This window comes from Streptomyces bambusae (genome assembly GCF_019400985.1).
GTDB classification, from domain to species: Bacteria; Actinomycetota; Actinomycetes; order Streptomycetales; family Streptomycetaceae; genus Streptomyces; species Streptomyces bambusae_A.
The window spans coordinates 1-20,637 of the sequence record NZ_WTFF01000121.1 but is presented as its reverse complement, the minus strand read 5'-3'; the positions used below and the strand labels follow the sequence as shown (position 1 = coordinate 20,637).

Genomic DNA, 20,637 nt, shown 5'->3' with positions numbered 1-20,637 from the left:
GGACGAGCCGATCGTCTCGACGACAGTTTCCGCCAGATGGGGCGACCGGTGGCGCACCGTGCTGTGGCTGGAGATACGGCTGGTCCTCGCCTTCCTGGCGATGTACCCCACCGTCTGGCTGCCGGCCCTGACGGTCGGGCCCCTCCAGGGCGCGTTCGGCCCGCCGCCGACCGGCGCAGGCCCGCGCGGCCGCCGGGCCGGGCGGCGCCCCCGCCGCGCCGGCGGGCGAGCGGATGCCGCGCTGGCTGCCCCGGGCGGTGCTGATGGCGCTGGCCCTCTACGCCTGCTTCCAGCTCGGCAGCTGGGCCTTCCACCAGCTCATCGGCCTGCTCGTCAACATCCTCATCGCCTTCTTCCTGGCGCTGGCGATCGAGCCGGCGGTGGCCCGGATGGCGGCCCGCGGCATGCGCCGCGGGTTCGCCACCTTCCTGGTGTTCCTCGCGGTGCTCATCGGCGCCGTGGGATTCGTCGTCCTGCTCGGCTCCATGCTCGCCGGGCAGATCATCGACATGATCGAGGACTTCCCGCGCTACCTGGACGACGTGATCGGCTCGATCAACTCGACCTTCCACACCGAGCTGTCGCGGCTGGCCATCCAGGACAGCCTGCTGCACTCGGACTGGCTCCAGAAGTACGTGCAGAACAGTGCCTCGGGGGTGCTCGACGTCTCCGCCACCGTCCTCGGCGGACTGTTCAAGCTGCTGACCATCGCGCTGTTCGCCTTCTACTTCGCGGCGGACGGGCCGCGGCTGCGCCGCGCGCTGTGCTCCGTACTGCCGCCGGCGAAGCAGGCCGAGGTGCTGCGGGCCTGGGAGATCGCCGTCGCCAAGACCGGCGGGTACATCTACTCGCGCGGTCTGATGGCGCTGATCTCCGGCGTCGCGCACTACATCCTGTTCGCGGTGCTGGACGTGGCGTACGCGCCCGCCCTCGCCGTGTGGGTGGGGCTCGTCTCGCAGTTCATCCCCACCATCGGCACGTACCTGGCGGGCGCGCTGCCGATGCTGATCGCCTTCACCTCCAATCCCTGGTACGCGCTGTACGTACTCGGGTTCGTGGTCGTCTACCAGCAGTTCGAGAACTACGTGCTCCAGCCGAAGCTGACCGCGCGGACCGTGGACATCCATCCGGCGGTGGCGTTCGGGTCGGTCATCGCGGGCACCGCCCTGCTGGGTGCGGTCGGGGCGCTGATCGCGATCCCGGCCGTCGCGACGCTGCAGGCCTTCCTCGGCGCGTACGTCAAGCGCTACGAGGTGGCGGAGGACACTACGGCTGCGGCTGCTCGCCGCCCTGCGTGGCGCCGTGCCTGGCGAGTACGGCGTCCAGGAGGGCGGTGATCTCGCCCTCGACGAGGCCCTTGTCGACGCCGAGGTCGCGGCTGAGCACCCCGTCGCCGTCCTCCAGTTCGAGGATGCCGAGCAGGATGTGCTCGGTGCCGACGAAGTTGTGGCCCAGGCGCAGGGCCGCGCGGAAGGTGAGTTCGAGCGCCTTCTTGGCGGCGGCGTCGAACGGGACCAGGTCGGGGACCGGATCCCCGGAGGGCTCGGGCAGCAGGGCCGTGGCGGCGGGGCGTACGGCGTCCAGCTCGACGCCCGCCTTGCGCAGGGCGGCGGCCCACAGGCCTTCGGGCTCGGCGAGCAGGCCGAGGACCAGGTGCTCGGGGCGGATCTCGGTGTGGCCGGCGCGGCGGGCCTCGGCCTGGGCGGTCACCACGACGTTGCGGGCGCGGGGCGTGAAGCGGGAGAAGCCCTGGCTCAGGTCGAGGTCCCCGTCGCCCTTGGCGACGAAGCGCTTCTGGGCGGCCTGGCGGGTGACTCCCATGCTCCGGCCGATGTCGGTCCAGGAGGCGCCGGAGCGGCGGGCCTGGTCGACGAAGTGCCCGATGAGGTGGTCGGCCACGTCGCCGAGGTGCTCGGCCACGACGACGGCGCCGCTGAGCTGCTCCAGCGCGTCGGCGTGGGACTTCTTGATCGCCTCGATGAGGTCGTCGAGACGCACCGGGTTGGTCATGCGGGCCGGTTCCGCGGAAGAGTTCGTCATAGGTGCAACCCTAGGTTGACAGTGGAGGGGTGTCAACCTTGGGTTGTCATTCCAGTTGTCGGATCACGGGGGAGGGGTCAGGGTGGAAATGACCGGGAAGTTCCCCAAGTGACTCATTTCGGAGGTGCATTGATATGCGCCGCAGAATCGCCGCAGCAGTCGTCGCGGGTGCCGCTGGACTCGTCCTCGGCCTGACGCCCGTGGGCAGCGCGTCCGCGACGGTCGCGGGCGACGGCTGGGACGGCCACGGGTGCTCCGCCAGTTGGCGCGACGACCGGCACGGGTGCTGGGACGACGATGACGACTGGGGTCGCGGTGGCAACGGGCATCACTGGGACCACGCCAACTGGCGCGGCGGTGACGGCTGGGACCACGACGACCACGACGGCTGGGGCCGCGGCGGCAACGGCTGGGGCCACGGTCATGGTGACTGGGGCCACGGCGGTGACGGCTGGGGCCACGGCGGTGACGGGCACGACGACCACAACGGTTGGGGCTGACCGGGACGGCAGCGGCTGCTGACGCCCGCTCCCTCCCTTACGGAAGGCCGTGGCCCTGCTCCTGGCGGAGCGGGGCCACGGCCTTCCCGTGTGCCGGGTTGTCCCGTGTCATCGAACCTTGAGGCGTGCCGTCGAAGTTTGAGCGGTGGGGCCGCGGGTTGCGACGGCGTGAGCACCTCGCCGTACGAACGGCCGTGTTCCGCGGCCTGGCGGACCGCTACCTCGCCTCCGTCTGGTTGGCGATCGCGTCGAAACCCTCGAGTACACCGATCGGATCGCCCTCGGCGGCGGTGGTGCCAGGCTTGAAGAGCTGGACCGGCTCGCTCAGTGCGAGGTTCTGGTTGACCAGGGGAAACGCCGTGACGGGTGCCTGGTTGCGGAACGTGTCCGCGGACACCAGGGTGGCGTACTTCGACGGATCCGTGGACGCAACGACGGTCTCCACCCCAGTGGCCTTGTCGGTGGTCGAGACGGTGAGGGACAGCTTGACGAGCAGCAGCCTGGCCGACGTCAGGACGCTGAGCGGCGTCAACGTCACGTTCGACATCGACAGCGCGATGACGGTGCCGCTGTTGGGGGTGGTCGGGCTCAGGTCTGCCTCCACCCTGAACCCCTGGACCTCCAGGACCTGTCCGTCCGCCGTGCTCCTCCGCACGACGAGGCTGATGCCGCCCTTGAAGTCCAGCGTGAGGGCTCCCAGGTCGCTCAGCCTCAGCGGCACGTTCGCGGCGTACATGCTGCAAGCGATCTCTGTTCCCGCCGGCGGCAGAGGATCCGCCATGGCCTTGCCCGCCCGCGAGCGCGGCACAGCCGCATAGGCGCTGCCTGAGAGCAGCACGCCGGTACCGACCGCCGCGACTGCCGACGCGACCCCCCTCAAGAACGAGCGACGGTCGCCCTCAGCACTGACAATCCCACGTTCAGTCATCTCGCTGATCTCCATTCTCCACTGCGCATGGGCAAGCCGACCGCCCCGAGAAGGGCCACGCCGACGCTCACACGCCGAGCGACCCACGAGAGAGGCAAGCTCCCAAGTCATCGCAAGGAGAACGCCTGGTCTGGGCGCCGGTCACGGCCGGTTCGGGCAGCCGACCCACCGCCGGCGGTCCTCGCGCACCCTCTGGCCAGGCACTCACACTTCGCTGACACGAACTCGCATCCATCGAAGTTCGGTGACACGCGCTCAAGATCCACTGGCACAGGACGCGGGTCGCGGGGGTCCCGCCGCGGGGTCCCGCGCGGCGCGCTTGACAGGGAAATCGAACATCTATTCTCATTGCTTGTCCACAGCCGAAACGGGCGTGGAGGCGCATTGTCAGTGGCAGGCGTTAGCGTCTTTGGCGTGAAGCGATCGACTCAAGCAAACCGGGTGGAACCCATGGCAGGCACCGACCGCGAGAAGGCGCTCGACGCCGCGCTCGCGCAGATTGAACGACAATTCGGCAAGGGCGCCGTGATGCGCCTCGGCGACCGGCCGAACGAACCCATCGAGGTCATCCCCACCGGGTCGACCGCTCTGGACATCGCCCTCGGCGTCGGCGGACTGCCGCGCGGCCGCGTCGTCGAGATCTACGGACCGGAGTCCTCCGGTAAGACGACCCTGACCCTGCACGCCGTGGCCAACGCCCAGCGCGCCGGCGGCACCGTCGCCTTCGTGGACGCCGAGCACGCGCTCGACCCCGAGTACGCCCGGGCCCTCGGCGTCGACACGGACAACCTCATCCTGTCCCAGCCCGACACCGGTGAGCAGGCGCTGGAGATCGTGGACATGCTCGTCCGCTCCGGTGCCCTCGACCTCATCGTCATCGACTCCGTCGCGGCCCTCGTGCCCCGCGCCGAGATCGAGGGTGAGATGGGCGACTCGCACGTGGGTCTCCAGGCCCGCCTGATGAGCCAGGCGCTCCGGAAGATCACCAGCGCGCTGAACCAGTCCAAGACCACCGCGATCTTCATCAATCAGCTGCGCGAGAAGATCGGTGTGATGTTCGGCTCGCCGGAGACCACGACCGGTGGCCGGGCGCTGAAGTTCTATGCCTCGGTCCGCATCGACATCCGCCGGATCGAGACCCTCAAGGACGGCACCGAGGCGGTCGGCAACCGCACCCGCTGCAAGGTCGTCAAGAACAAGGTCGCGCCGCCGTTCAAGCAGGCCGAGTTCGACATCCTCTACGGCCAGGGCATCAGCCGCGAGGGCGGCCTGATCGACATGGGCGTGGAGCACGGCTTCGTGCGCAAGGCCGGCGCCTGGTACACGTACGAGGGCGACCAGCTCGGCCAGGGCAAGGAGAACGCCCGCAACTTCCTCAAGGACAACCCCGACCTCGCCAACGAGATCGAGCGGAAGATCAAGGAGAAGCTGGGCGTCGGGGTCCGCAAGGACGCCCAGGCCAAGGACGCGGCGGGCGCCGAGGCCGGCGCGGACGCGGCCGGTACCGAGGACGCGGCCAAGGCCGTGCCCGCTCCCGCGTCGAAGGCCAGGACGGCCAAGTCCGCCACGGCCAAGAGCTAGCCGGTGCGGGAGTACGACGGGGGCGGCGGCTCCGGCTCGTCGAGGGCCGAGCCGGAGCCGGCGCCCCGGAGTCCCGAGGAGCAGGCGCGGGCGATCTGCCTGCGCCTGCTCACCGGGACCCCGCGTACCCGGCGTCAGCTGGCGGACGCCCTGCACAAGCGGGGCATCCCCGAGGAGGTGTCGGACGAGGTCCTCTCCCGCTTCGAGGAGGTGGGCCTGATCGACGACGCCGCGTTCGCCGGCGCCTGGGTCGAGTCACGCCACCACGGCCGTGGCCTGGCCCGCCGGGCGCTCGCCCGCGAGCTGCGCACCAAGGGAGTGGACTCCGCGCTGGTCGACGAGGCGCTCGGCCGCCTCGACTCCGAGCAGGAGGAGGAGACCGCCCGCGAGCTGGTGGCCCGCAAGCTGCGCTCCACACGGGGGTTGGAGCGTGACAAGCGGATCCGCCGCCTGGCCGGGATGCTGGCCCGCAAGGGCTACCCCGAGGGGATGGCCCTGCGCGTGGTCCGCCAAGCCCTGGAGGCCGAGGGCGAGGACACGGACGACCTGGGCTTCGCATCCGACTGACCCCGCCCGCTCCTTCCGCGGGCGGGGCGCACCCGGGCCGTCCGGCCGCGAACCGGCCGGGACGCCTCTCCGGCGCTTCGGCCGTCCGGCGCCCCGCCTCTCCGGTCGCCACCAGGCCGGGAGGCCCCCGGGTGCTACGCCCCGGCCGGGCGCTCCGTCGGCCGGACCGGAAGGCCGGCCGCCTTCCAGGCCTGGAAGCCGCCGACCAGGTCGGTCGCCCGGTGCAGGCCCAGCTGGTGCAGGGCGGCCACGGCGAGGCTGGAGGCGTAGCCCTCGTTGCACACGACCACCCACCGCAGATCGTGGCCGGTGGCCGCGGCGGTGCGGTGGCTGCCCCGCGGGTCCAGCCGCCACTCCAGTTCGTTGCGCTCGACCACCAGCGCGCCCGGGATCACCCCGTCCCGCTCGCGCAGGGCCTGGTAGCGGATGTCCACCAGCAGGGCGTCGCCCGCGTGCCAGGCGTCGTACGCCTCCCGCGCCTCGATCCGCCCGTAGCCGGAGCGCACCCGCTCCAGCAGCTCGTCGATGCCGACCGGCTCCGGCGCGCTCACTGCCAGTCCACCGGGCGCTCGACGTGCTCCAGGGTGAGCACGGGGCCGCTGCGGCTGTAGCGGCGGATCAGCGGCAGCGGCGGGTAATAGGCGTGGACCGAGACCGCGTGCTCCTCGGTGGAGGCGTTCAGCACCTCGTGGACGTGGTGCTCGCCGAAGGCCCGTCCGGCGCCCTCGGCCAGCGTGCGGGTCCGGTCGTGCCCGGGGGCGAGCTCCAGGCTCCGCCAGCCCTGCGACGGCAGCCGTACCGCGAGCGCGTGTTCCGTGAGCCGGCCACGGGCGGTGGCGAACGCACCGCGCGACTCGGCGTGGTCGTGCCAGCCGGTGCCGGTGCCCGGCGGCCAGCCGATCAGCCAGGCTTCGCTGCCGCCCGGGCCGTCGAGCCTGATCCAGGTGCGGCCCTCGGGGTCGAGCGGCAGGGAGTCGACGATTCCGGGATCGGCGGCGGTGCGCAGGGCGAAGGCGAGGAGTTCGGCGGCGGTGGGCCCGCCGGTGTGCGGGCGTTCCGGGGCAGGGGCGTGCGGGGATGCGGACGCAGACTGGGGCATGGTGGGTCGACCGTCCTGTGGGTTCGCGTGGGAGCACGCCGACGGCGTGCGGGAAGAAGGCGAATCAGCAGGAGGGGCGACAGACGCAGCCCGCGTAGCGCAGGAGGTCCATGTGAACCCTCCGCCACAGGAGTACGTCGGTGCCGGTCATGTCCGCGAGTGAACCATGGCCGGCACCGCCGGTCAATCGATCACCGCGGGGGGTGTGGCGGAGGCCTCACCCACGGAGGCGGGGGCCGGTTCGCGGCCGGGGGCGCCCGCCCGTACCGTGTCCGCCGCCGCGTACAGCTCCGCCGGCCGGACCCCGGCGAAGGTCGCGGCGAGGTGCCCGTCGGGCCGCACCAGCAGGACGGTGTGCGCCGCGGCCCCCGGATAGCCGTCGGCGACCAGCAGTTCGGCGCGCATCGGCAGGGCGCTCACCGCGGCCGCCAGCCGCGGCATCAGCCCGGCCTTGACCCAGTGCCGCCGGTCCCAGACACCGGTGCCCGGAGCCACCAGCACCACCAGCAGCCGGCCCCGGCCCAGCAGGTCGCGCAGCGGTACCGTCGCGCCGTCCGGCGCGGTCACCGGCACGTTCTCCACCGGACCGCCCGGCTCCGTGGCCGTCGGCACCTCGCGGACCGCGACCGGAGGGGCGTACGCCGGGGGCGCACCCAGCGGCCCGCGCCCCAAGTGGCCGTCGGCTAGCAGCTGTTCCGCGGTGCGCGCGGACCCCAGCAGCGTCCGCAGCCCGCCCCCGCCGCGCAGCGCCGGCACCGCCTGGTCCGCGGCGCGCAGCCGGGCGGCGACGGCGGTGCGCCGCTCGTCCTCGTAACTGTCCAGCAGCGCCTCGGAGGCCCCGTGGTGCCAGGCCAGGGCCAGCTTCCAGGCCAGGTTCTCGGCGTCGCGCAGGCCCTCCTCGACCCCCTGGGTGCCCAGCGCCCCCAACAGGTGCGCGGCGTCCCCGGCGAGGAAGACCCGGCGCTCGCGCCAGCGCCGGGCGAGCCGGTGGTGCAGGGTGTGCACGCCGGTGTCGATCAGGTCGTACGGCGGGGTCCCGCCCCCGCACCACCCGGCGAGCGTGTCCCGGACCAGGGTGATCAGCGCGTCCGGGGTGACCAGCTCACCGCGCGGCTCCAGCAGCCAGTCCAGCCGCCACACCCCGTCCGCCAGCGGCCGCGCGGTGACCTCCCGGGCCGGTCCGCTGCGGTGCAGCAGGGCCTCGCCGGGCCACGGCAGATCGGTGCGCAGCGCCGCCACGGCGTGCCGTTCCACGGCGGTGCGGCCGGGGAAGCGGATGCCGAGCAGCTTGCGCACGGTGGACCGGGCGCCGTCGCAGCCGACCAGGTAGCTGCCGCGCCACCAGGTGGTCCCGGCGCCCCGGGTGTGTGCGGTGACCCCGCGCTCCTCCTGCTCCAGCGAGTCCAGCCTGCTGTCGGTGACCAGCTGGACCAGCGGGTGCGCCGCCGCGGCCTCGCGCAGCCGGCGGGTGAGGGCGTGCTGAGGCACGTGCAGCGGTGCCGGACGGTCGTCGAAGGTGATCCGGGAGCCCTCCTGGCGCCGCCGGACCGTGCGCCACGCGGCGTAGTACGCGCCCTCGTCGCGCAGCGTCGTAGCGCCCAGGCGGTGCGCCATCGCCGCGGTGTCGGCGTGCAGCACGACGGTCCGGGCGGGGCGGGGCTCCTCCTTGCCGGGCCCTTCGTCCAGGACGACGCAGGGCACGCCCTGCCCGGCCAGGGCCAGGGACAGCGAGAGTCCGACGGGCCCCGCGCCGACGACGATCACCGGGTCCATGGCGCGGCTCCCGATGTCCGGTATGTGATCACAGAACGTATGCAACCGATTGGAGGTGCCTGCGTCAAGTAACGGTGACCCGCCGGGGCCCCCGCCGGAGGCGGCCCGGGACACGCCGGAGCCCGTGTGTCGGGGCGGGATCGCTCCGCCGCAGCACACGGGCTCCGTCAGGGAACTTAAGGCCGGATCAGGCCTTCTCGCCCGGGCCCTCGGGCTCCGGGACGGTACCCGCGGCACCCGGGGTCACCGGGCCGTCGGGGTGCGGGCCGGCCGCGAGGTCGTCCACCTCCTCGACACCGAGGACGGTGCCGGTGCCCTTCTTCGACCGCCGCAGCTTCCGCTCCAGCCAGGAGGCGAAGGAGGTCAGGAGGAAGTTGAAGGCGATGTAGAGGGCGGCGATGACGACCAGGGTCGCGATGGTGTTGGCGTAGTTGGCGGAGATCTGCCGGTACATCGACATCAGGTCCGGCAGGCCCAACACCGCACCGCCGAGGGCGGTGTCCTTGAGGATCACCACGAGCTGGCTGACCAGCGCCGGCAGCATCGCCGTGACGGCCTGCGGGAGCAGGACGTACGTCATGACCTGGCTCTTGCGCATGCCGATCGCCTTGGCCGCATCGGTCTGGCCCCGCGGCAGGGACAGGATGCCGGCGCGGACGATCTCGGCGATGACCGAGGCGTTGTAGAGGACCAGGCCGGTGACCGTGGCGTAGAACGGCCGCATGTCGGAGGTGACCGGGGTGAACTGAACGAAGAACGCCGAAGCGAAGATCATCAGCATCAGGACCGGGATGGCCCGGAAGAACTCGACCACCGCGCCGACCGGCTTGCGCACCCAGGCGTGGTCGGAGAGCCGGGCGATGCCCAGCAGGGCGCCCAGCGGCAGCGCGATCACCATGGCGACCACGCCGGCCTGCAGGGTGACCATGAGGCCCGGGATCAGGAACGTCGACCAGATCTGGCTGTCCTCGACGAACGGGGTCCACTTGGCCGCGTCGAGCTGGTTCTTCTCGGCCATCTTGGCCAGGACCCACCACAGGGCGGCGGCACTCAGCACCACGAAGGCGCCGGTGTAGATCCAGTTGCGGGCCTTCGCCCGGGGTCCCGGGGTGTCGTACAGCACGGAGCTCATCGCTTCACCGCCACTCGCTTGGCGACCCAGCCCAGCACCAGGCCGGTGGGCAGGGTCAGGACGACGAAGCCGAGGGCGAAGACCGCGAAGACCGCGAAGAGCGCCTGCGCCTCGTTCTCGATCATTTCCTTCATCAGCAGGGCCGCTTCGGCCACGCCGATGGTCGCCGCCACCGTGGTGTTCTTGGTGAGGGCGATCAGCACGTTCGTGAGCGGCGCGATGACCGTACGGAAGGCCTGGGGGAGCACGATCAGGGTGAGCACCTGGAAGAAGCTCAGGCCCAGCGCGCGGGCGGCCTCGGCCTGTCCCACCGGCACGGTGTTGATGCCCGAGCGCAGCGCCTCGCAGACGAAGGTGCCGGTGTAGGCGATCAGGCCCAGGACGGCCAGCCGGAAGCCGATGTCCTTGAAGTTGTCGCCGCCGAGCGAGATGCCGAGGGTCTGGTACAGACCCGCGGAGCAGCCGATGATCAGCAGCGTCAGCGGGGTGTTGCGCACCACGTTGACGTACGCGGTGCCGAAGGCCCGCATCAGCGGGACCGGGCTGACCCGCATCCCGGCCAGGACGGTTCCCCAGACCAGGGACCCGATGGCGGAGTAGAAGGTGAGCTGAACGTTCACCCAGAAGGCTCCGAGCACGTCGTACTGCCCGGATTCAAGAAAGTCGAACACGTTGCCCTGCGCTCTCCCCAGGAAGTCCGGTGGGGCGCGCCGCCGCCCGTCACGGGCGGGCGGCGGCGCGCCCCACCGCGGAAATCAGCTGCCTTCGGTGATCTGCGGGGCCGGCTCGTTCTTGTAGTTGGCCGGACCGAAGTTCTTCTTCACGGCCGCGTCCCAGGAGCCGTCCTCGACCATCTTCTTGAGCGCGGCGTTGATCTTGGTCTGGAGCTCCTTGTCGCCCTTCTTCAGACCGATGCCGTAGTTCTCGTTGCTCAGGCTCAGGCCGACCAGCTTGAACTTGCCCTGGTTCTTCTCCTGCGAGGCGTAGCCCGCCAGGATCGAGTTGTCCGTGGTCAGGGCGTCGACGGCGCCGTTCTCCAGGGCCGTCAGGCACTCGGAGTAGCCGCCCTGCTCCAGCAGGTCGGCCTTCGGGGCCAGCTTGGTCTTGACGTTCTGCGCCGAGGTGGAGCCGGTGACCGAGCAGAGCTTCTTGGAGTTGAGGTCCTCGGCCTTGGTGATCGAGTCGTCGTTCGCGCGGACCAGCAGGTCCTGGTGGGCGAGGAAGTACGGGCCCGCGAAGTCGACCCGCTCCTTGCGCTTGTCGTTGATCGAGTACGTCGCGACGACGAACTTCACGTCACCGTTGGAGATCAGGTTCTCGCGCTCGGAGCTGATGGCCTGCTTGAACTCGATCTGGTCGGGCTGGTAGCCGAGCTCCTTGGCCACGTAGGTCGCCACGTCGATGTCGAAGCCGGTGTACTTGCCGTCCGGCGTCTTCAGGCCGAGACCGGGCTGGTCGAACTTGATGCCGACGACGACCTTGTCCTTGCCGCCGCCGGTGGCGGTGCTGTCACCGCTGCCGCCGCTCTTGTCGTTGCTGACACCGCACGCGGTCGCGGTCAGGGCAAGGGCGACAGCCGCGGCCGCGGCCGCACCGGCCTTGAAAACCTTCATGGTGAACTTCCCTCGGATGAGACGTTGTTGTACGACGAGCGGCGTGCGCGGGTGCCCCGCGTATGCTCCGCCGACCGGATCACTACCAGACGGAACCGTCAGTGGTGCAGGATCTTCGAAAGGAAGTCCTTGGCGCGGTCACTGCGCGGGTTGCTGAAGAACTGCTCGGGCGTGGCCTCTTCGACGATCTTGCCGTCCGCCATGAACACGACCCGGTTGGCCGCCGAGCGGGCGAAGCCCATCTCGTGGGTGACGACGACCATCGTCATGCCCTCCCCGGCGAGCTGCTGCATGACCTCCAGCACCTCGTTGATCATCTCCGGGTCGAGTGCCGAGGTCGGCTCGTCGAAGAGCATCACCTTCGGGTCCATGGCCAGCGCGCGGGCGATCGCCACACGCTGCTGCTGGCCGCCCGACAGCTGTGCCGGGTACTTGTCGGCCTGCGTGCCGACGCCCACCCGGTCCAGGAGGGTGCGGGCCTTCTTCTCGGCGGCGGCCTTGTCCGTCTTGCGGACCTTGACCTGGCCGAGCACCACGTTCTCCAGCACCGTCTTGTGCGCGAAGAGATTGAACGACTGGAAGACCATGCCGACGTCGGCGCGCAGCCGCGCCAGCTCCTTGCCCTCCGACGGCAGCTCGCTGCCGTCGATGGTGATGGTCCCCGAGTCGATGGTCTCCAGCCGGTTGATCGTCCGGCACAACGTCGACTTGCCCGATCCCGAAGGACCGATCACGACGACGACCTCACCGCGGGCAATGCTCAGATCGATGTCCTGAAGCACGTGCAGCGCGCCGAAGTGCTTGTTCACGTTGCTCAGTACGACCAGGCTGTCCGCAGCCGCGGCCGCGTCCTCCGTGCCCTTGGTCACTGAATCTCCGCTCATCGGGCTTCTTGCTCCGTCCTCCTCGGTTGGGAGGACAGTAGTGAGCGCTTGCGCACACCGTCATCACATCTGAGCGAGAATTGAGCATAACGATACGGCTTCACCCGCACACGGTCCGTGTACGACGCATGCGTACGCGTACCGGGTGCATAACGGAAGGCTCGCCGCGCCCGCAGGCCCTTGACGTGGGACTCTTCTTCGGCGTGGATGCATGGTGGCCACGAACGTGTCGCACGCGCTTCACGCATCCGACACGTCGGCCACATCGACCTGATTGACCTGATTGACCTGATCGGCCGGATTGATCCGGAAGGGGGACGCATGAGACTGCTGCTCGTCGAGGACGACGACCACGTCGCCGCCGCCCTGTCCGCGATCCTGGCCCGGCACGGCTTCAGCGTCACCCACGCCCGCAACGGCGAGGAGGCGCTGCAGGCGCTGCTGCCCGCCGACGCCACGGCCGGCGCCGCGCCCTACGGGGTGATCCTGCTCGACCTCGGCCTGCCCGACCAGGACGGTTACGAGGTCTGCGGCAAGATCCGCAAGCGCACCTCCACCCCGGTGATCATGGTCACCGCGCGGGCCGACGTACGCTCGCGCATCCACGGCCTGAACCTCGGCGCCGACGACTACGTCGTCAAGCCCTACGACACCGGCGAGCTGCTCGCCCGCATCCACGCCGTCGCCCGCCGCACCGGCTCCCCCGACGAGGCCGCCCCCGCGGCCGCCGGCGGCGCACCCGCCGTGGTCCGGCTCGGCGCGGTCAGCATCGAGCTGCCCACCCGCCGCGTCAGCATCGACGGGGCCGACGTACCGCTGACGCGCAAGGAGTTCGACCTGCTCGCGCTCCTGGCCCAGCGCCCGGGCGTGGTCTTCCGCCGCGAGCAGATCATCAGCGAGGTGTGGCGCACCAGTTGGGAGGGGACCGGCCGGACCCTCGAAGTGCACGTGGCCTCGCTGCGCTCCAAGCTGGGCATGCCGGCGCTCATCGAGACCGTCCGCGGTGTGGGCTACCGGCTGGTGCCCCCGCCCGCCGCCTGAGGCCGGACCGGCCGTGCGCGCCCGGCTGCTCCCCCTGCTCGTCGTCCTCATGGCGGGCGTGCTGCTCGCCCTCGGCTTCCCGCTGGCCGTCAGCCTGGCCGCCGGGCAGCAGCAGGGCGTGGTCGTCGACCGCATCGACGACAGCGCCCGCTTCGCCGCCCTCGCCCAGTTCGTCATCGACGCGGAGGGCTCGGGGGAGGCGGGCGCCGACGACCGCCGCGAGACCCTCCAGCAGGAACTCGCCCGCTACCAGGAGCTGTACGGCATCCGGGTCGGCATCTTCTACCGCGACGACAACGCGATGGCCCGGGCCCCGGGCTGGTGGCGGCTGCCGGAGGACGGCGAGGGCCGGCGCGCCTTCGAGGAGGCACTGGCCGGCCGGCGCAGCCACGACCCCGCCCAGGTCTGGCCCTGGCAGACCCACCGCAGGCTGCTGGTGGCCTCGCCCGTCGTGCTGGACGGCGACGTGGTGGCCGTCGTCGTCACCGAGTCGCCCACCGACCAGATGCGCGGGCGCATCCTGCGGGGCTGGCTGCTGACCGGCGCCGGACTGGCCGCCGCGATGCTGCTCGCCTTCGGCGCGGCCCTGCGCCTGACCAGTTGGGTGCTCAAGCCGGTACGCACCCTGGACGCGGCCGCCCACGGCATCGCCACCGGGCGGATGAACTCCCGGGTCGCGGCGGCCGGCGGCCCGCCGGAACTGCGCCGGCTGGCCCGCTCCTTCAACGAGATGGCCGACAACGTCGAAGAGGTGCTGGAGCAGCAGCGGGCCTTCGTCGCCGACGCCTCCCACCAACTGCGCAACCCGCTGGCCGCACTGCTGCTGCGGATCGAGCTGCTCGCCCTCGAACTACCCGAGGGCAACGAGGAGATCGCCTCCGTACGCGCCGAGGGCAAGCGGCTGGCCCAGGTCCTGGACGACCTGCTCGACCTTGCCCTCGCCGAACACGCCTCCGCCGAGCTCAGCATCACCGACGTCGGCGGGCTGGCGGCCGAGCGGGTCGCCGCGTGGCGCCCGCTCGCGGACGACAAGGGCGTGCGGCTCACCCTGACCGGGCGGTCCGCCGTGACCGGCTGGGCCGACCCGATCGCGCTGTCCAGCGCGCTGGACGCGGTCATCGACAACGCGCTGAAGTTCACCCCGGCCGGCGAGTCCGTCGAGGTGTCCGTGACGGCCGAGGGCCGCTCCGCGGTCGTGGTGGTCGCCGACCGCGGGCCGGGACTGACCGAGGAGGAGCTGGCCCGGATCGGCGACCGGTTCTGGCGCAGCGGCCGGCACCAGAACATCAAGGGCTCCGGGCTCGGCCTGTCGATCTCCCGCGCACTGCTGGCCGCGGGCGGCGGATCCCTGTCGTACGCGACGAACGAACCGCACGGGCTGCGCGTGACGGTGAGCGTCCCGCGCACGGCCCCGCACGGGTAGCCGGGGCGGTGCTCGCGCGGTCGGGCTTAGGCGGTCGGGTTCGCGCGGTCGGATTCTCGTAGCCGGGCGCACGCGGTCGGGCGTACCCGGGCGGGCTCGCGCGGGCGGGCTCACCCGCGCGCCCGCCACCGGTGGACGGTGCGGGAGGCCGGGCCGGCCGCGTACAGCTCGTCCACGGCGCGGACCTCCAGTACGGCCGCCCGCTCCCGCCCCGCCCGGACCAGCCCCGGCACGTACAGCGCCGTACCGCAGGTCCCGCCGAGGAAGCACCGCGCGCCCCCGGCCAGCAGCCGGTACAGCTCGTAGTGGCGCACCGGGCCCGGCGCCCGCCGCCACGACAGCCGGAGGGAGACCGAGCCGCCGCCGTCACTGCCGTTGCTGATGTCGCTGCCGCTGCCGCTGTCGCCGACCCCATCCCCGTCCCTGTCGTAGGCCCAGGCGTCCACGGTCAGCGCGGACGGTGCCCGCGGCGGCCGGTCCCGCCCGTCGTGCACCGCCAGGGCGCCCAGCCGCCAGCGGGCCGCGCCGCCGCCCGGGACGGTCAGCCGTACCGCCAGCCCGTACGCCGTCCCGCCCGCCAGGGCGCCCAGCGGGACCCGCGCGGTCCGCCAGCCGGACGCGTTGCCGGGGCCGCTGCCACCCCGCACCGGCAGCCAGGTGTAGGGGACGCGTTCGCCCGGTACGGCCGGCTCCCGCACGGCCACGCCGACCTCGACCCCGACGGGCCCCGCCTCCGTACGGTGCACCAGCTCCACCACCGTGGAACGGGACAGCGGAAGCCGGGTGGCGTGCAGACCGACGGCCGCGGGCGCGGTCAGCGCCCCCTGGACGAGCAGGCTCGACCCGCCCCGCCCCGCCAGGCGTCGGCGAAGTCGAGGCTCACGGCGGGGCGGGTGCCGGCGGTGTTCACGACCCACCGGCGGCCGGGCAGCCGGTCCTGGAGGCCGAGATGGTTCCACGGGCGCTCCGCGCGCACCCGGCCGGCCTCGTACCAGCGCAGCCCGTGGCCGGTGTTGAACGCGCAGGCGAAGGGCAGGGCGGTGACGGTCGAGCGGTCGGCGACCACGGTGGCCGGCGCCCGCCAGCCGGCCCCGGGTCCGGCTCCCGGGTCGGCAGCGGCGCCCGGATCGGCAGCGGTGCCCGGGTCGGGGTCGGGCCTGGCCGGATCGAGGGACGCGCCGGTCCAGAAGAGGTCGTCGGCGGCCTGGAAGGCCCCGGGGGAGCGGTCGGTGAGGTGATTGCGGGTCCACTCGGGCCGGTAGAGGCCGTAGCCGACGACGTGCTCGCGGTCGCGCGGGACGATCGCGTCCCAGCGCACCTCGGTGTCCCAGCCCTTGGCCTCGACGTCCACCCCGGCCCACAGTTCGTACCGCCCGCGCCCGATCCGGTCGGCGCGCCGGGCGGACTGCGCGAGCGTGTCGGGCGTCCAGCGGAAGTCGACGAAGAAGCCATCGCTGACCCGGCCCGAGCGGTCCTCGTAGAACTCCTGGTTGAGGTCGTTCAGGGCGCCCTGCCACGCCACCCGGCCGGCGCTGGTGAGGGAGTCGTACCAGGTGATCCGCAGCCGGCGGGCCGCACCGGCCGCGCGCAGGGCGCGCAGGAAGGAGCGCATCCGGCCGGCGAGCTCGCTGTCGCCGCCGTCGGTCTCGGCGTTCACGAACCAGCCGTCGAAGCCGTACGCGGCGGCCACCTGGGCGAGCTTCTCGGCGATCGGGAACCGGCCGGAGGGGTCCTGCTGGACCAGGTCCCGGGTCCAGCGCAGGTCGCCGCCGTAGGCGACGGGCGGGAGGAAGACCGTTCCCAGGACCGGTACGCCGTTGCGGTGGGCGGCGTCGGTGACGGGCGCGTTGGGCGCGAGGACCAGGCCCTCGCCGGCCGAGCCGCCCCAGAAGACGAGCTCGTCCAGGTACGCCCAGTGCGTGAGCGCGTAGTAGTCGGCCGTGGGGGAACCCTGGGCCGGGTTGCCGGCGGTGCCGGCGAAGGAGACGAGCGAGGCGATCCGCGCCCGGCCGGAGCGGGCGGTGGTGTTGGCCGGGACGGGCGCGAAGCGCTCGGCCAGCGGCACGGAGGCGGTGTTGTGGGCCAGGTCCGGATCGGCCTCGGGCGCCCAGTCCTTCAGGGACCGCCATACGACGCCGGGGGCGGGGGTGCCGGCGGGCAGGGAGTCGGGGTACCAGTAGGAGGCGCAGGGCGCGAACCCGGCACCGGTCGGGCCGCCACTCCGCGCGCTTCCCCCGTGGGCGTTCCCGTCCTCGCCGCCGTTCCCGGGCGTACCGGGCGTACCGTGTGCCTCGCCCGCCCCGGCGGTTCCGGCGGCTCGTGCGGGCCCGGCGGCCGCCCCGCACACGAGCCCGGCCACCCCGCCCCCGGCTCCGAGCAGCAGCCCGCGCCGGCTGGGGGACGGCCACGCATGAGCATCGGTCTCGGCCATGCACTCTCCTCGGAGTCCGGCTGACTCTCTGTCGGCGGCGGCGGTGGTGGTGGCGGCGGCGGTGGTGGTGGCGGACGGGCGGACTCGGGTCGGTGCCCGTCGTTCAGAGGACGTCGGTCGTGCGGACCAGTTCCGTGATGCCGCGCGCCGTCAGGTGCCCACGGTCCGCCGCGCGGTCCGAGAGGACCACCGCCGGACGCACCCCCTCGGCGGTCAGCCGGGCCCATGCCTCGAACACGGCCCCGCCCGGCGCGCACACCGAGCGCCGCGGCGCGGTCCGCGCGCCGCCGACATCGGCGACGAGCGCCGTGGCCCGTACCTCCGGCGGCCGGCGCCCGGCAGCGCGCTCCCGGTCCCGGCAGGCGGCCGCGATCCGCGCCACCACCTGACCGGCCGGCTTCACCCGGCGCTCGTTCGTCAGCAGCCCGAGCCCGTACTCCAGCTCGGGGAAGTCCGCCAGCTCCCGCGACACGTCGTGCGAGCACCACCACGTCACGCCCCATACGTCCGGGCAGTCCAGCACGTTCACCAGCGTCGCCTCCGTGAACCGCGCCGCCCCGTCCGGCGCGATCAGCGGCGCCGGCGCCCCCACCTCCTGGAGCCACACCGGCCGGCCGGGCCCGTCCGCGTACGCCTTCGCCAGCTCGACCAGGTACGCGGCGTGGTGCTCGGTCGCTGCGCCCGTCGGCCCGTACCGCTGGGCCGTGCCGTTGAACACCCACGCGTCGACCGCCGTCGCCGCGCCCAGCCGGGCCGCCTGCGCGCCGGTGAACGGGTGCCCGTCCCGGTACCAGACCGCGTCGTCCTCGGCGTGCACGTGGAATCGCCCCGGCGCCCCCGCCTCGCACGCCGCCAGCATCCGCTCCAGCCACGCCGCCGCCTGCTCCGGCGTGACCCGGTCGGGGTCCGGATGGGGCCCGTCCGAGAACTGGTTGACCTCGTTCCCGACCGTCATGCCCAGGAAGTTCGGCCGGTCCGCGAGCGCCCCGGCCAGCGTGCGCAGGTACTCCTCCTGCCCGGCGAGGACCGCCGGATCGGCGAAGAGGCTGCGCCGGTGCCAGGTCCGGGTCCACGCCGGGAGGAAGTCGAAGCTCGACAGATGCCTCTGCAGGCCGTCCACGGCCACGTCCAGCCCCCGCTCGCCGGCCGCGTCCGCCAGCGCCACCAACTGCTCGACAGCCCGCGGGCGGACGAGCGCCCGGTTCGGCTGGAACAGCGGCCACAGCGGGAACACCCGTACGTGGTCCAGCCCGAGCCCCGCGATCGAGTCGAGGTCGGCCCGCACCTCGGCGAGGTCGAAGTCCAGCCAGTGGTGGAACCATCCGCGGGTCGGCGTGTAGTTCGCGCCGAAGCGCAAGGCGTCGCGCATGAACACGTCCTGAGGGTGTGAATGCCGCACGGGAATTCGCCGGTCCATAACGTGCCGGGCGCGCCCGGGGGACGTCAACAGGCCCTGCGCGCCCGGGGGACCGGCGTGGCGCGATCGGAGCCGCGGGCGTGTCGGACCTGCTGGTCAGGGACCTGTCCGTAGTCCGGGCCCGGGCAGCCGCCTCGCCGGGACTGGCCGGAACTAATGCGGTTTAGTTCGGGGCAGGGAAGGGCGGGGAAGGGCGGACCTGGATTGCCGTCATTCTCTGAATGTCCGTCATCACACCTGCTGCATCGCGGACTTCGGCTTCGGCAGCGGGCGGGGATCGCGTACGGTCCGGCCATTGCCGTCCACCCGGGAGGGATGAGCCAGGCCATGGCCCGTAGACCCACCATCAAGGACATCGCCCGCCGTGCCGGGGTGTCCGAGAGCGCCGTCTCCTTCGCGCTCAACGGCCGGCCCGGAGTGTCCGAGGAGACCCGCGCCCGGATCCGCCGGGTCGCGGAGGAGCTCGGCTGGCAGCCGAACAGTGCGGCCAGGGCCCTGTCCGGCGAACGCGCCGGCGTGGTCGGACTGGTGCTGGCCCGCCCCGCGCACACGCTCGGCGTCGAATCCTTCTTCCTGCAACTCGTCTCCGGTGTCCAGGAGGTGCTCGGCGCCGCCCGCACGGCCCTGCTCTTCCAGGTCGTCGAGGACCTCGACGCCGAATGCGCCCTCTACCGGCGCTGGTGGGCGGAGCGCCGGGTGGACGGCGTCCTCGTCGTGGACCCCAGGACCCGGGACCCGCGCCCCGGGCTGCTCGCCGGGCTCGGCCTGCCGGCCGTGACCGTCGGCGAGGCCCGGCCCGCACCCGCCCTCTCCTCGGTCCGGGCGGACGACGCCCGCGCCATGGCGCAGATCCTGGACCACCTCCACGGCCTCGGCCACCGCCGGATCGTCCACGTCGCCGGGCTGCCCGAGCTCGCCCACACCGCACGCCGGATCGCCTCGCTGCGGGCGGAGGCGCAGCGGCGCGGGCTGCGGCCGCAGGAGGTCCGCTCGGTGCCGACCGACTACTCCGACACCGAGGGCGCCGCGGCCACCCGGCGGGTGCTGAACGAGCCCGCACCGCCGACCGCGCTCGTCTACGACAACGACGTCATGGCCGTGGCCGGCGCCGGGGTGGCCGCCGAGCTCGGCATCCCGGTGCCCGGCCGGCTCTCGCTCGTGGCCTGGGACGACTCGGCACTGTGCCGCGTCACCCATCCCCGGCTGACGGCCCTGGTCCGGGACACCGCCGCCTTCGGCCGGCTCGCCGCGGAGGAACTGCTCGCCGTGCTCGGCGGCGGGCAGCCGCGGGTACGGCTGGCGGAGCAGCCCCGCCTCGAACCCCGCGAGAGCACCGCTCCGCCCCCGCCCGCATACTGAAACCGTCCCCTTCCAGGAGCCACACCGTGATCACTCCCACCTCCGCCCTCCCCGTACCGCGGGCCGGCGACGCGTCCGACGGCCTGACGGCGGCCATCGACATCGGCGGCACGAAGATCGCCGGGGCCCTGGTGCACCCGGACGGCACGATGCCGGTCACGGCCCGCCGGCCGACCCCGCGCGGCGTCGACGGGGACGGGGTGATGGCCGCGGTCGCGGAGGTGGTCGCCGAACTGGCGGCCTCCCCGCTGTGGCCGTCCGTCGCCCGGTGCGGCATCGGGAGCGCCGGGCCCGTCGACGCCTCGCGCGGCACGGTGAGCCCGGTCAACATCGGCGCCTGGCGGGACTTCCCGGTACAGGCCCGGATCGAGGCCGAGCTGGCACGGCACGGCGCGGCCGTACCGAGCGTGCTGGTCGGCGACGGGGTCGCGATGACCGCCGCCGAGCACTGGCTGGGCGCGGCGCGCGGCCACGACGACGCCCTGTGCCTGGTGGTCTCCACCGGCGTCGGCGGCGGACTGGTCCTCGGCGGCCGCCTGCACCCCGGCCCCACCGGCAACGCGGGTCACATCGGGCACATCAGTGTCGACATGGCCGGGGACGCGTGCGCGTGCGGCGGCAGGGGCTGCGTGGAGGCCATCGCCTCGGGCACGGCCATCGCCCGCTGGGCCCGCGCCCAGGGCTGGACCGGGCCGGACCCCACGGCGGCCGGGCAGCCGCACACTGCCCCCCAAGCGCCCGCATCCGGGCCTCCCGCCGCGCGCCCCCTGCCCTGCCTGCCGGACGGGGCAGTCAGGCCGCGCGTTCCCCCACCCCAGGCTTCCGCCCCGCCCGCTGCTCCCCGGCCCC

General features: G+C 73.0%; 19 protein-coding genes and 1 pseudogene. 8 read left to right on the top strand and 12 right to left on the bottom strand.

Features of this window, described 5'->3' with window-relative positions; genetic code table 11:
* The first annotated feature begins 233 nt into the window (after positions 1-233).
* On the top strand, positions 234-1,337 hold the full coding sequence (locus GPJ59_RS18230; RefSeq protein WP_219668251.1) for an AI-2E family transporter: 1,104 nt from the start codon (positions 234-236) through the stop codon (positions 1,335-1,337).
* On the opposite strand, the gene GPJ59_RS18225 is transcribed toward GPJ59_RS18230, so the two are convergent.
* Positions 1,267-2,040, bottom strand: coding sequence for a Clp protease N-terminal domain-containing protein (locus GPJ59_RS18225; protein ID WP_219668250.1), 774 nt, complete (start codon positions 2,038-2,040; stop codon positions 1,267-1,269). The two genes, GPJ59_RS18230 and GPJ59_RS18225, sit on opposite strands and share 71 nt — an antisense overlap.
* A gap of 134 nt (positions 2,041-2,174) precedes the next feature.
* On the opposite strand from GPJ59_RS18225, the gene GPJ59_RS18220 reads away from it, so the two are divergent.
* On the top strand, positions 2,175-2,540 hold the full coding sequence (locus GPJ59_RS18220) for a hypothetical protein (protein ID WP_219668249.1): 366 nt from the start codon (positions 2,175-2,177) through the stop codon (positions 2,538-2,540).
* 217 nt (positions 2,541-2,757) lie between these two features.
* Here GPJ59_RS18220 and GPJ59_RS18215 read toward each other — a convergent pair whose 3' ends face one another.
* Positions 2,758-3,483 carry a twin-arginine translocation signal domain-containing protein gene (locus GPJ59_RS18215; protein ID WP_219668248.1) on the bottom strand — a complete coding sequence of 242 codons (726 nt, stop codon included), beginning with the start codon at positions 3,481-3,483 and terminating at the stop codon, positions 2,758-2,760.
* A 435-nt stretch (positions 3,484-3,918) separates the two neighbouring features.
* Between GPJ59_RS18215 and recA the strand changes: the two genes are divergently transcribed.
* Together recA and recX are read left to right on the top strand one after the other, a co-directional pair.
* A complete protein-coding gene (gene recA / locus GPJ59_RS18210) occupies positions 3,919-5,049 on the top strand; it encodes a recombinase RecA (RefSeq protein ID WP_219668247.1) in 1,131 nt (376 codons plus the stop codon).
* 3 nt (positions 5,050-5,052) lie between these two features.
* Positions 5,053-5,616 carry a recombination regulator RecX gene (gene recX / locus GPJ59_RS18205; RefSeq protein WP_219668246.1) on the top strand — a complete coding sequence of 188 codons (564 nt, stop codon included), beginning with the start codon at positions 5,053-5,055 and terminating at the stop codon, positions 5,614-5,616.
* A 134-nt stretch (positions 5,617-5,750) separates the two neighbouring features.
* Here the strand turns inward: recX and GPJ59_RS18200 are convergent, their stop codons facing one another.
* The 8 genes from GPJ59_RS18200 to GPJ59_RS18170 all read right to left on the bottom strand — a co-directional run bounded on the left by GPJ59_RS18200 (position 5,751) and on the right by GPJ59_RS18170 (position 12,117).
* Entirely contained in the window at positions 5,751-6,167 is a 417-nt protein-coding gene (locus GPJ59_RS18200; RefSeq protein WP_308120355.1) for a rhodanese-like domain-containing protein, read from the bottom strand.
* Positions 6,164-6,715 carry a cysteine dioxygenase family protein gene (locus tag GPJ59_RS18195; protein WP_219668245.1) on the bottom strand — a complete coding sequence of 184 codons (552 nt, stop codon included), beginning with the start codon at positions 6,713-6,715 and terminating at the stop codon, positions 6,164-6,166. Before GPJ59_RS18195 ends, GPJ59_RS18200 begins: the two co-directional genes overlap by 4 nt.
* Positions 6,716-6,779: 64 nt before the next feature.
* Positions 6,780-6,827: a hypothetical protein gene (locus tag GPJ59_RS38905; RefSeq protein ID WP_311314449.1), complete on the bottom strand. Its 48-nt coding sequence runs from the start codon at positions 6,825-6,827 to the stop codon at positions 6,780-6,782.
* Between the two features lie 71 nt (positions 6,828-6,898).
* Positions 6,899-8,488 carry an FAD-dependent monooxygenase gene (locus GPJ59_RS18190; protein WP_219668244.1) on the bottom strand — a complete coding sequence of 530 codons (1,590 nt, stop codon included), beginning with the start codon at positions 8,486-8,488 and terminating at the stop codon, positions 6,899-6,901.
* A gap of 187 nt (positions 8,489-8,675) precedes the next feature.
* Entirely contained in the window at positions 8,676-9,620 is a 945-nt protein-coding gene (locus tag GPJ59_RS18185) for an amino acid ABC transporter permease (RefSeq protein ID WP_219668243.1), read from the bottom strand.
* Complete coding sequence (locus GPJ59_RS18180) at positions 9,617-10,291, bottom strand: amino acid ABC transporter permease (RefSeq protein WP_219668242.1); 675 nt, start codon at positions 10,289-10,291, stop codon at positions 9,617-9,619. Before GPJ59_RS18180 ends, GPJ59_RS18185 begins: the two co-directional genes overlap by 4 nt.
* 84 nt (positions 10,292-10,375) lie before the next feature.
* Complete coding sequence (locus tag GPJ59_RS18175; RefSeq protein WP_219668241.1) at positions 10,376-11,233, bottom strand: glutamate ABC transporter substrate-binding protein; 858 nt, start codon at positions 11,231-11,233, stop codon at positions 10,376-10,378.
* A gap of 98 nt (positions 11,234-11,331) precedes the next feature.
* Complete coding sequence (locus tag GPJ59_RS18170; RefSeq protein WP_308120354.1) at positions 11,332-12,117, bottom strand: amino acid ABC transporter ATP-binding protein; 786 nt, start codon at positions 12,115-12,117, stop codon at positions 11,332-11,334.
* A gap of 321 nt (positions 12,118-12,438) precedes the next feature.
* Between GPJ59_RS18170 and GPJ59_RS18165 the strand changes: the two genes are divergently transcribed.
* Positions 12,439-13,158: a response regulator transcription factor gene (locus tag GPJ59_RS18165; RefSeq protein ID WP_219668240.1), complete on the top strand. Its 720-nt coding sequence runs from the start codon at positions 12,439-12,441 to the stop codon at positions 13,156-13,158.
* Positions 13,159-13,171: 13 nt separating this feature from the next.
* Positions 13,172-14,581, top strand: coding sequence for a sensor histidine kinase (locus GPJ59_RS18160; RefSeq protein ID WP_219668239.1), 1,410 nt, complete (start codon positions 13,172-13,174; stop codon positions 14,579-14,581).
* 110 nt (positions 14,582-14,691) lie between these two features.
* Here the strand turns inward: GPJ59_RS18160 and GPJ59_RS18155 are convergent.
* Together GPJ59_RS18155 and GPJ59_RS18150 are read right to left on the bottom strand one after the other, a co-directional pair.
* Positions 14,692-17,012: pseudogene (locus GPJ59_RS18155) on the bottom strand (endo-beta-N-acetylglucosaminidase).
* Between the two features lie 103 nt (positions 17,013-17,115).
* Positions 17,116-18,381, bottom strand: coding sequence for a glycoside hydrolase 5 family protein (locus GPJ59_RS18150; RefSeq protein WP_219668238.1), 1,266 nt, complete (start codon positions 18,379-18,381; stop codon positions 17,116-17,118).
* Positions 18,382-18,756: 375 nt separating this feature from the next.
* Here GPJ59_RS18150 and GPJ59_RS18145 point away from each other — a divergent pair, with 375 nt between their 5' ends.
* Complete coding sequence (locus GPJ59_RS18145) at positions 18,757-19,788, top strand: LacI family DNA-binding transcriptional regulator (RefSeq protein ID WP_258024568.1); 1,032 nt, start codon at positions 18,757-18,759, stop codon at positions 19,786-19,788.
* 26 nt (positions 19,789-19,814) lie between these two features.
* The coding region (locus GPJ59_RS18140) for an ROK family protein (RefSeq protein ID WP_308120353.1) at positions 19,815-20,637 on the top strand (823 nt) is incomplete at its 3' end.

What these genes read in the sequence shown, in the direction of transcription:
- GPJ59_RS18230 (WP_219668251.1), top strand. Translation starts at nt 234, where the DNA reads ATGCCGCGCTGGCTGCCCCGGGCGGTGCTGATGGCGCTGGCCCTCTAC.
- GPJ59_RS18225 (WP_219668250.1), bottom strand. Translation starts at nt 2,040, where the DNA reads ATGACGAACTCTTCCGCGGAACCGGCCCGCATGACCAACCCGGTGCGT.
- GPJ59_RS18220 (WP_219668249.1), top strand. Translation starts at nt 2,175, where the DNA reads ATGCGCCGCAGAATCGCCGCAGCAGTCGTCGCGGGTGCCGCTGGACTC.
- GPJ59_RS18215 (WP_219668248.1), bottom strand. Translation starts at nt 3,483, where the DNA reads ATGGAGATCAGCGAGATGACTGAACGTGGGATTGTCAGTGCTGAGGGC.
- recA (WP_219668247.1), top strand. Translation starts at nt 3,919, where the DNA reads ATGGCAGGCACCGACCGCGAGAAGGCGCTCGACGCCGCGCTCGCGCAG.
- GPJ59_RS18195 (WP_219668245.1), bottom strand. Translation starts at nt 6,715, where the DNA reads ATGCCCCAGTCTGCGTCCGCATCCCCGCACGCCCCTGCCCCGGAACGC.
- GPJ59_RS18190 (WP_219668244.1), bottom strand. Translation starts at nt 8,488, where the DNA reads ATGGACCCGGTGATCGTCGTCGGCGCGGGGCCCGTCGGACTCTCGCTG.
- GPJ59_RS18185 (WP_219668243.1), bottom strand. Translation starts at nt 9,620, where the DNA reads ATGAGCTCCGTGCTGTACGACACCCCGGGACCCCGGGCGAAGGCCCGC.
- GPJ59_RS18175 (WP_219668241.1), bottom strand. Translation starts at nt 11,233, where the DNA reads ATGAAGGTTTTCAAGGCCGGTGCGGCCGCGGCCGCGGCTGTCGCCCTT.
- GPJ59_RS18170 (WP_308120354.1), bottom strand. Translation starts at nt 12,117, where the DNA reads ATGAGCGGAGATTCAGTGACCAAGGGCACGGAGGACGCGGCCGCGGCT.
- GPJ59_RS18165 (WP_219668240.1), top strand. Translation starts at nt 12,439, where the DNA reads ATGAGACTGCTGCTCGTCGAGGACGACGACCACGTCGCCGCCGCCCTG.
- GPJ59_RS18150 (WP_219668238.1), bottom strand. Translation starts at nt 18,381, where the DNA reads ATGCGCGACGCCTTGCGCTTCGGCGCGAACTACACGCCGACCCGCGGA.
- GPJ59_RS18145 (WP_258024568.1), top strand. Translation starts at nt 18,757, where the DNA reads ATGGCCCGTAGACCCACCATCAAGGACATCGCCCGCCGTGCCGGGGTG.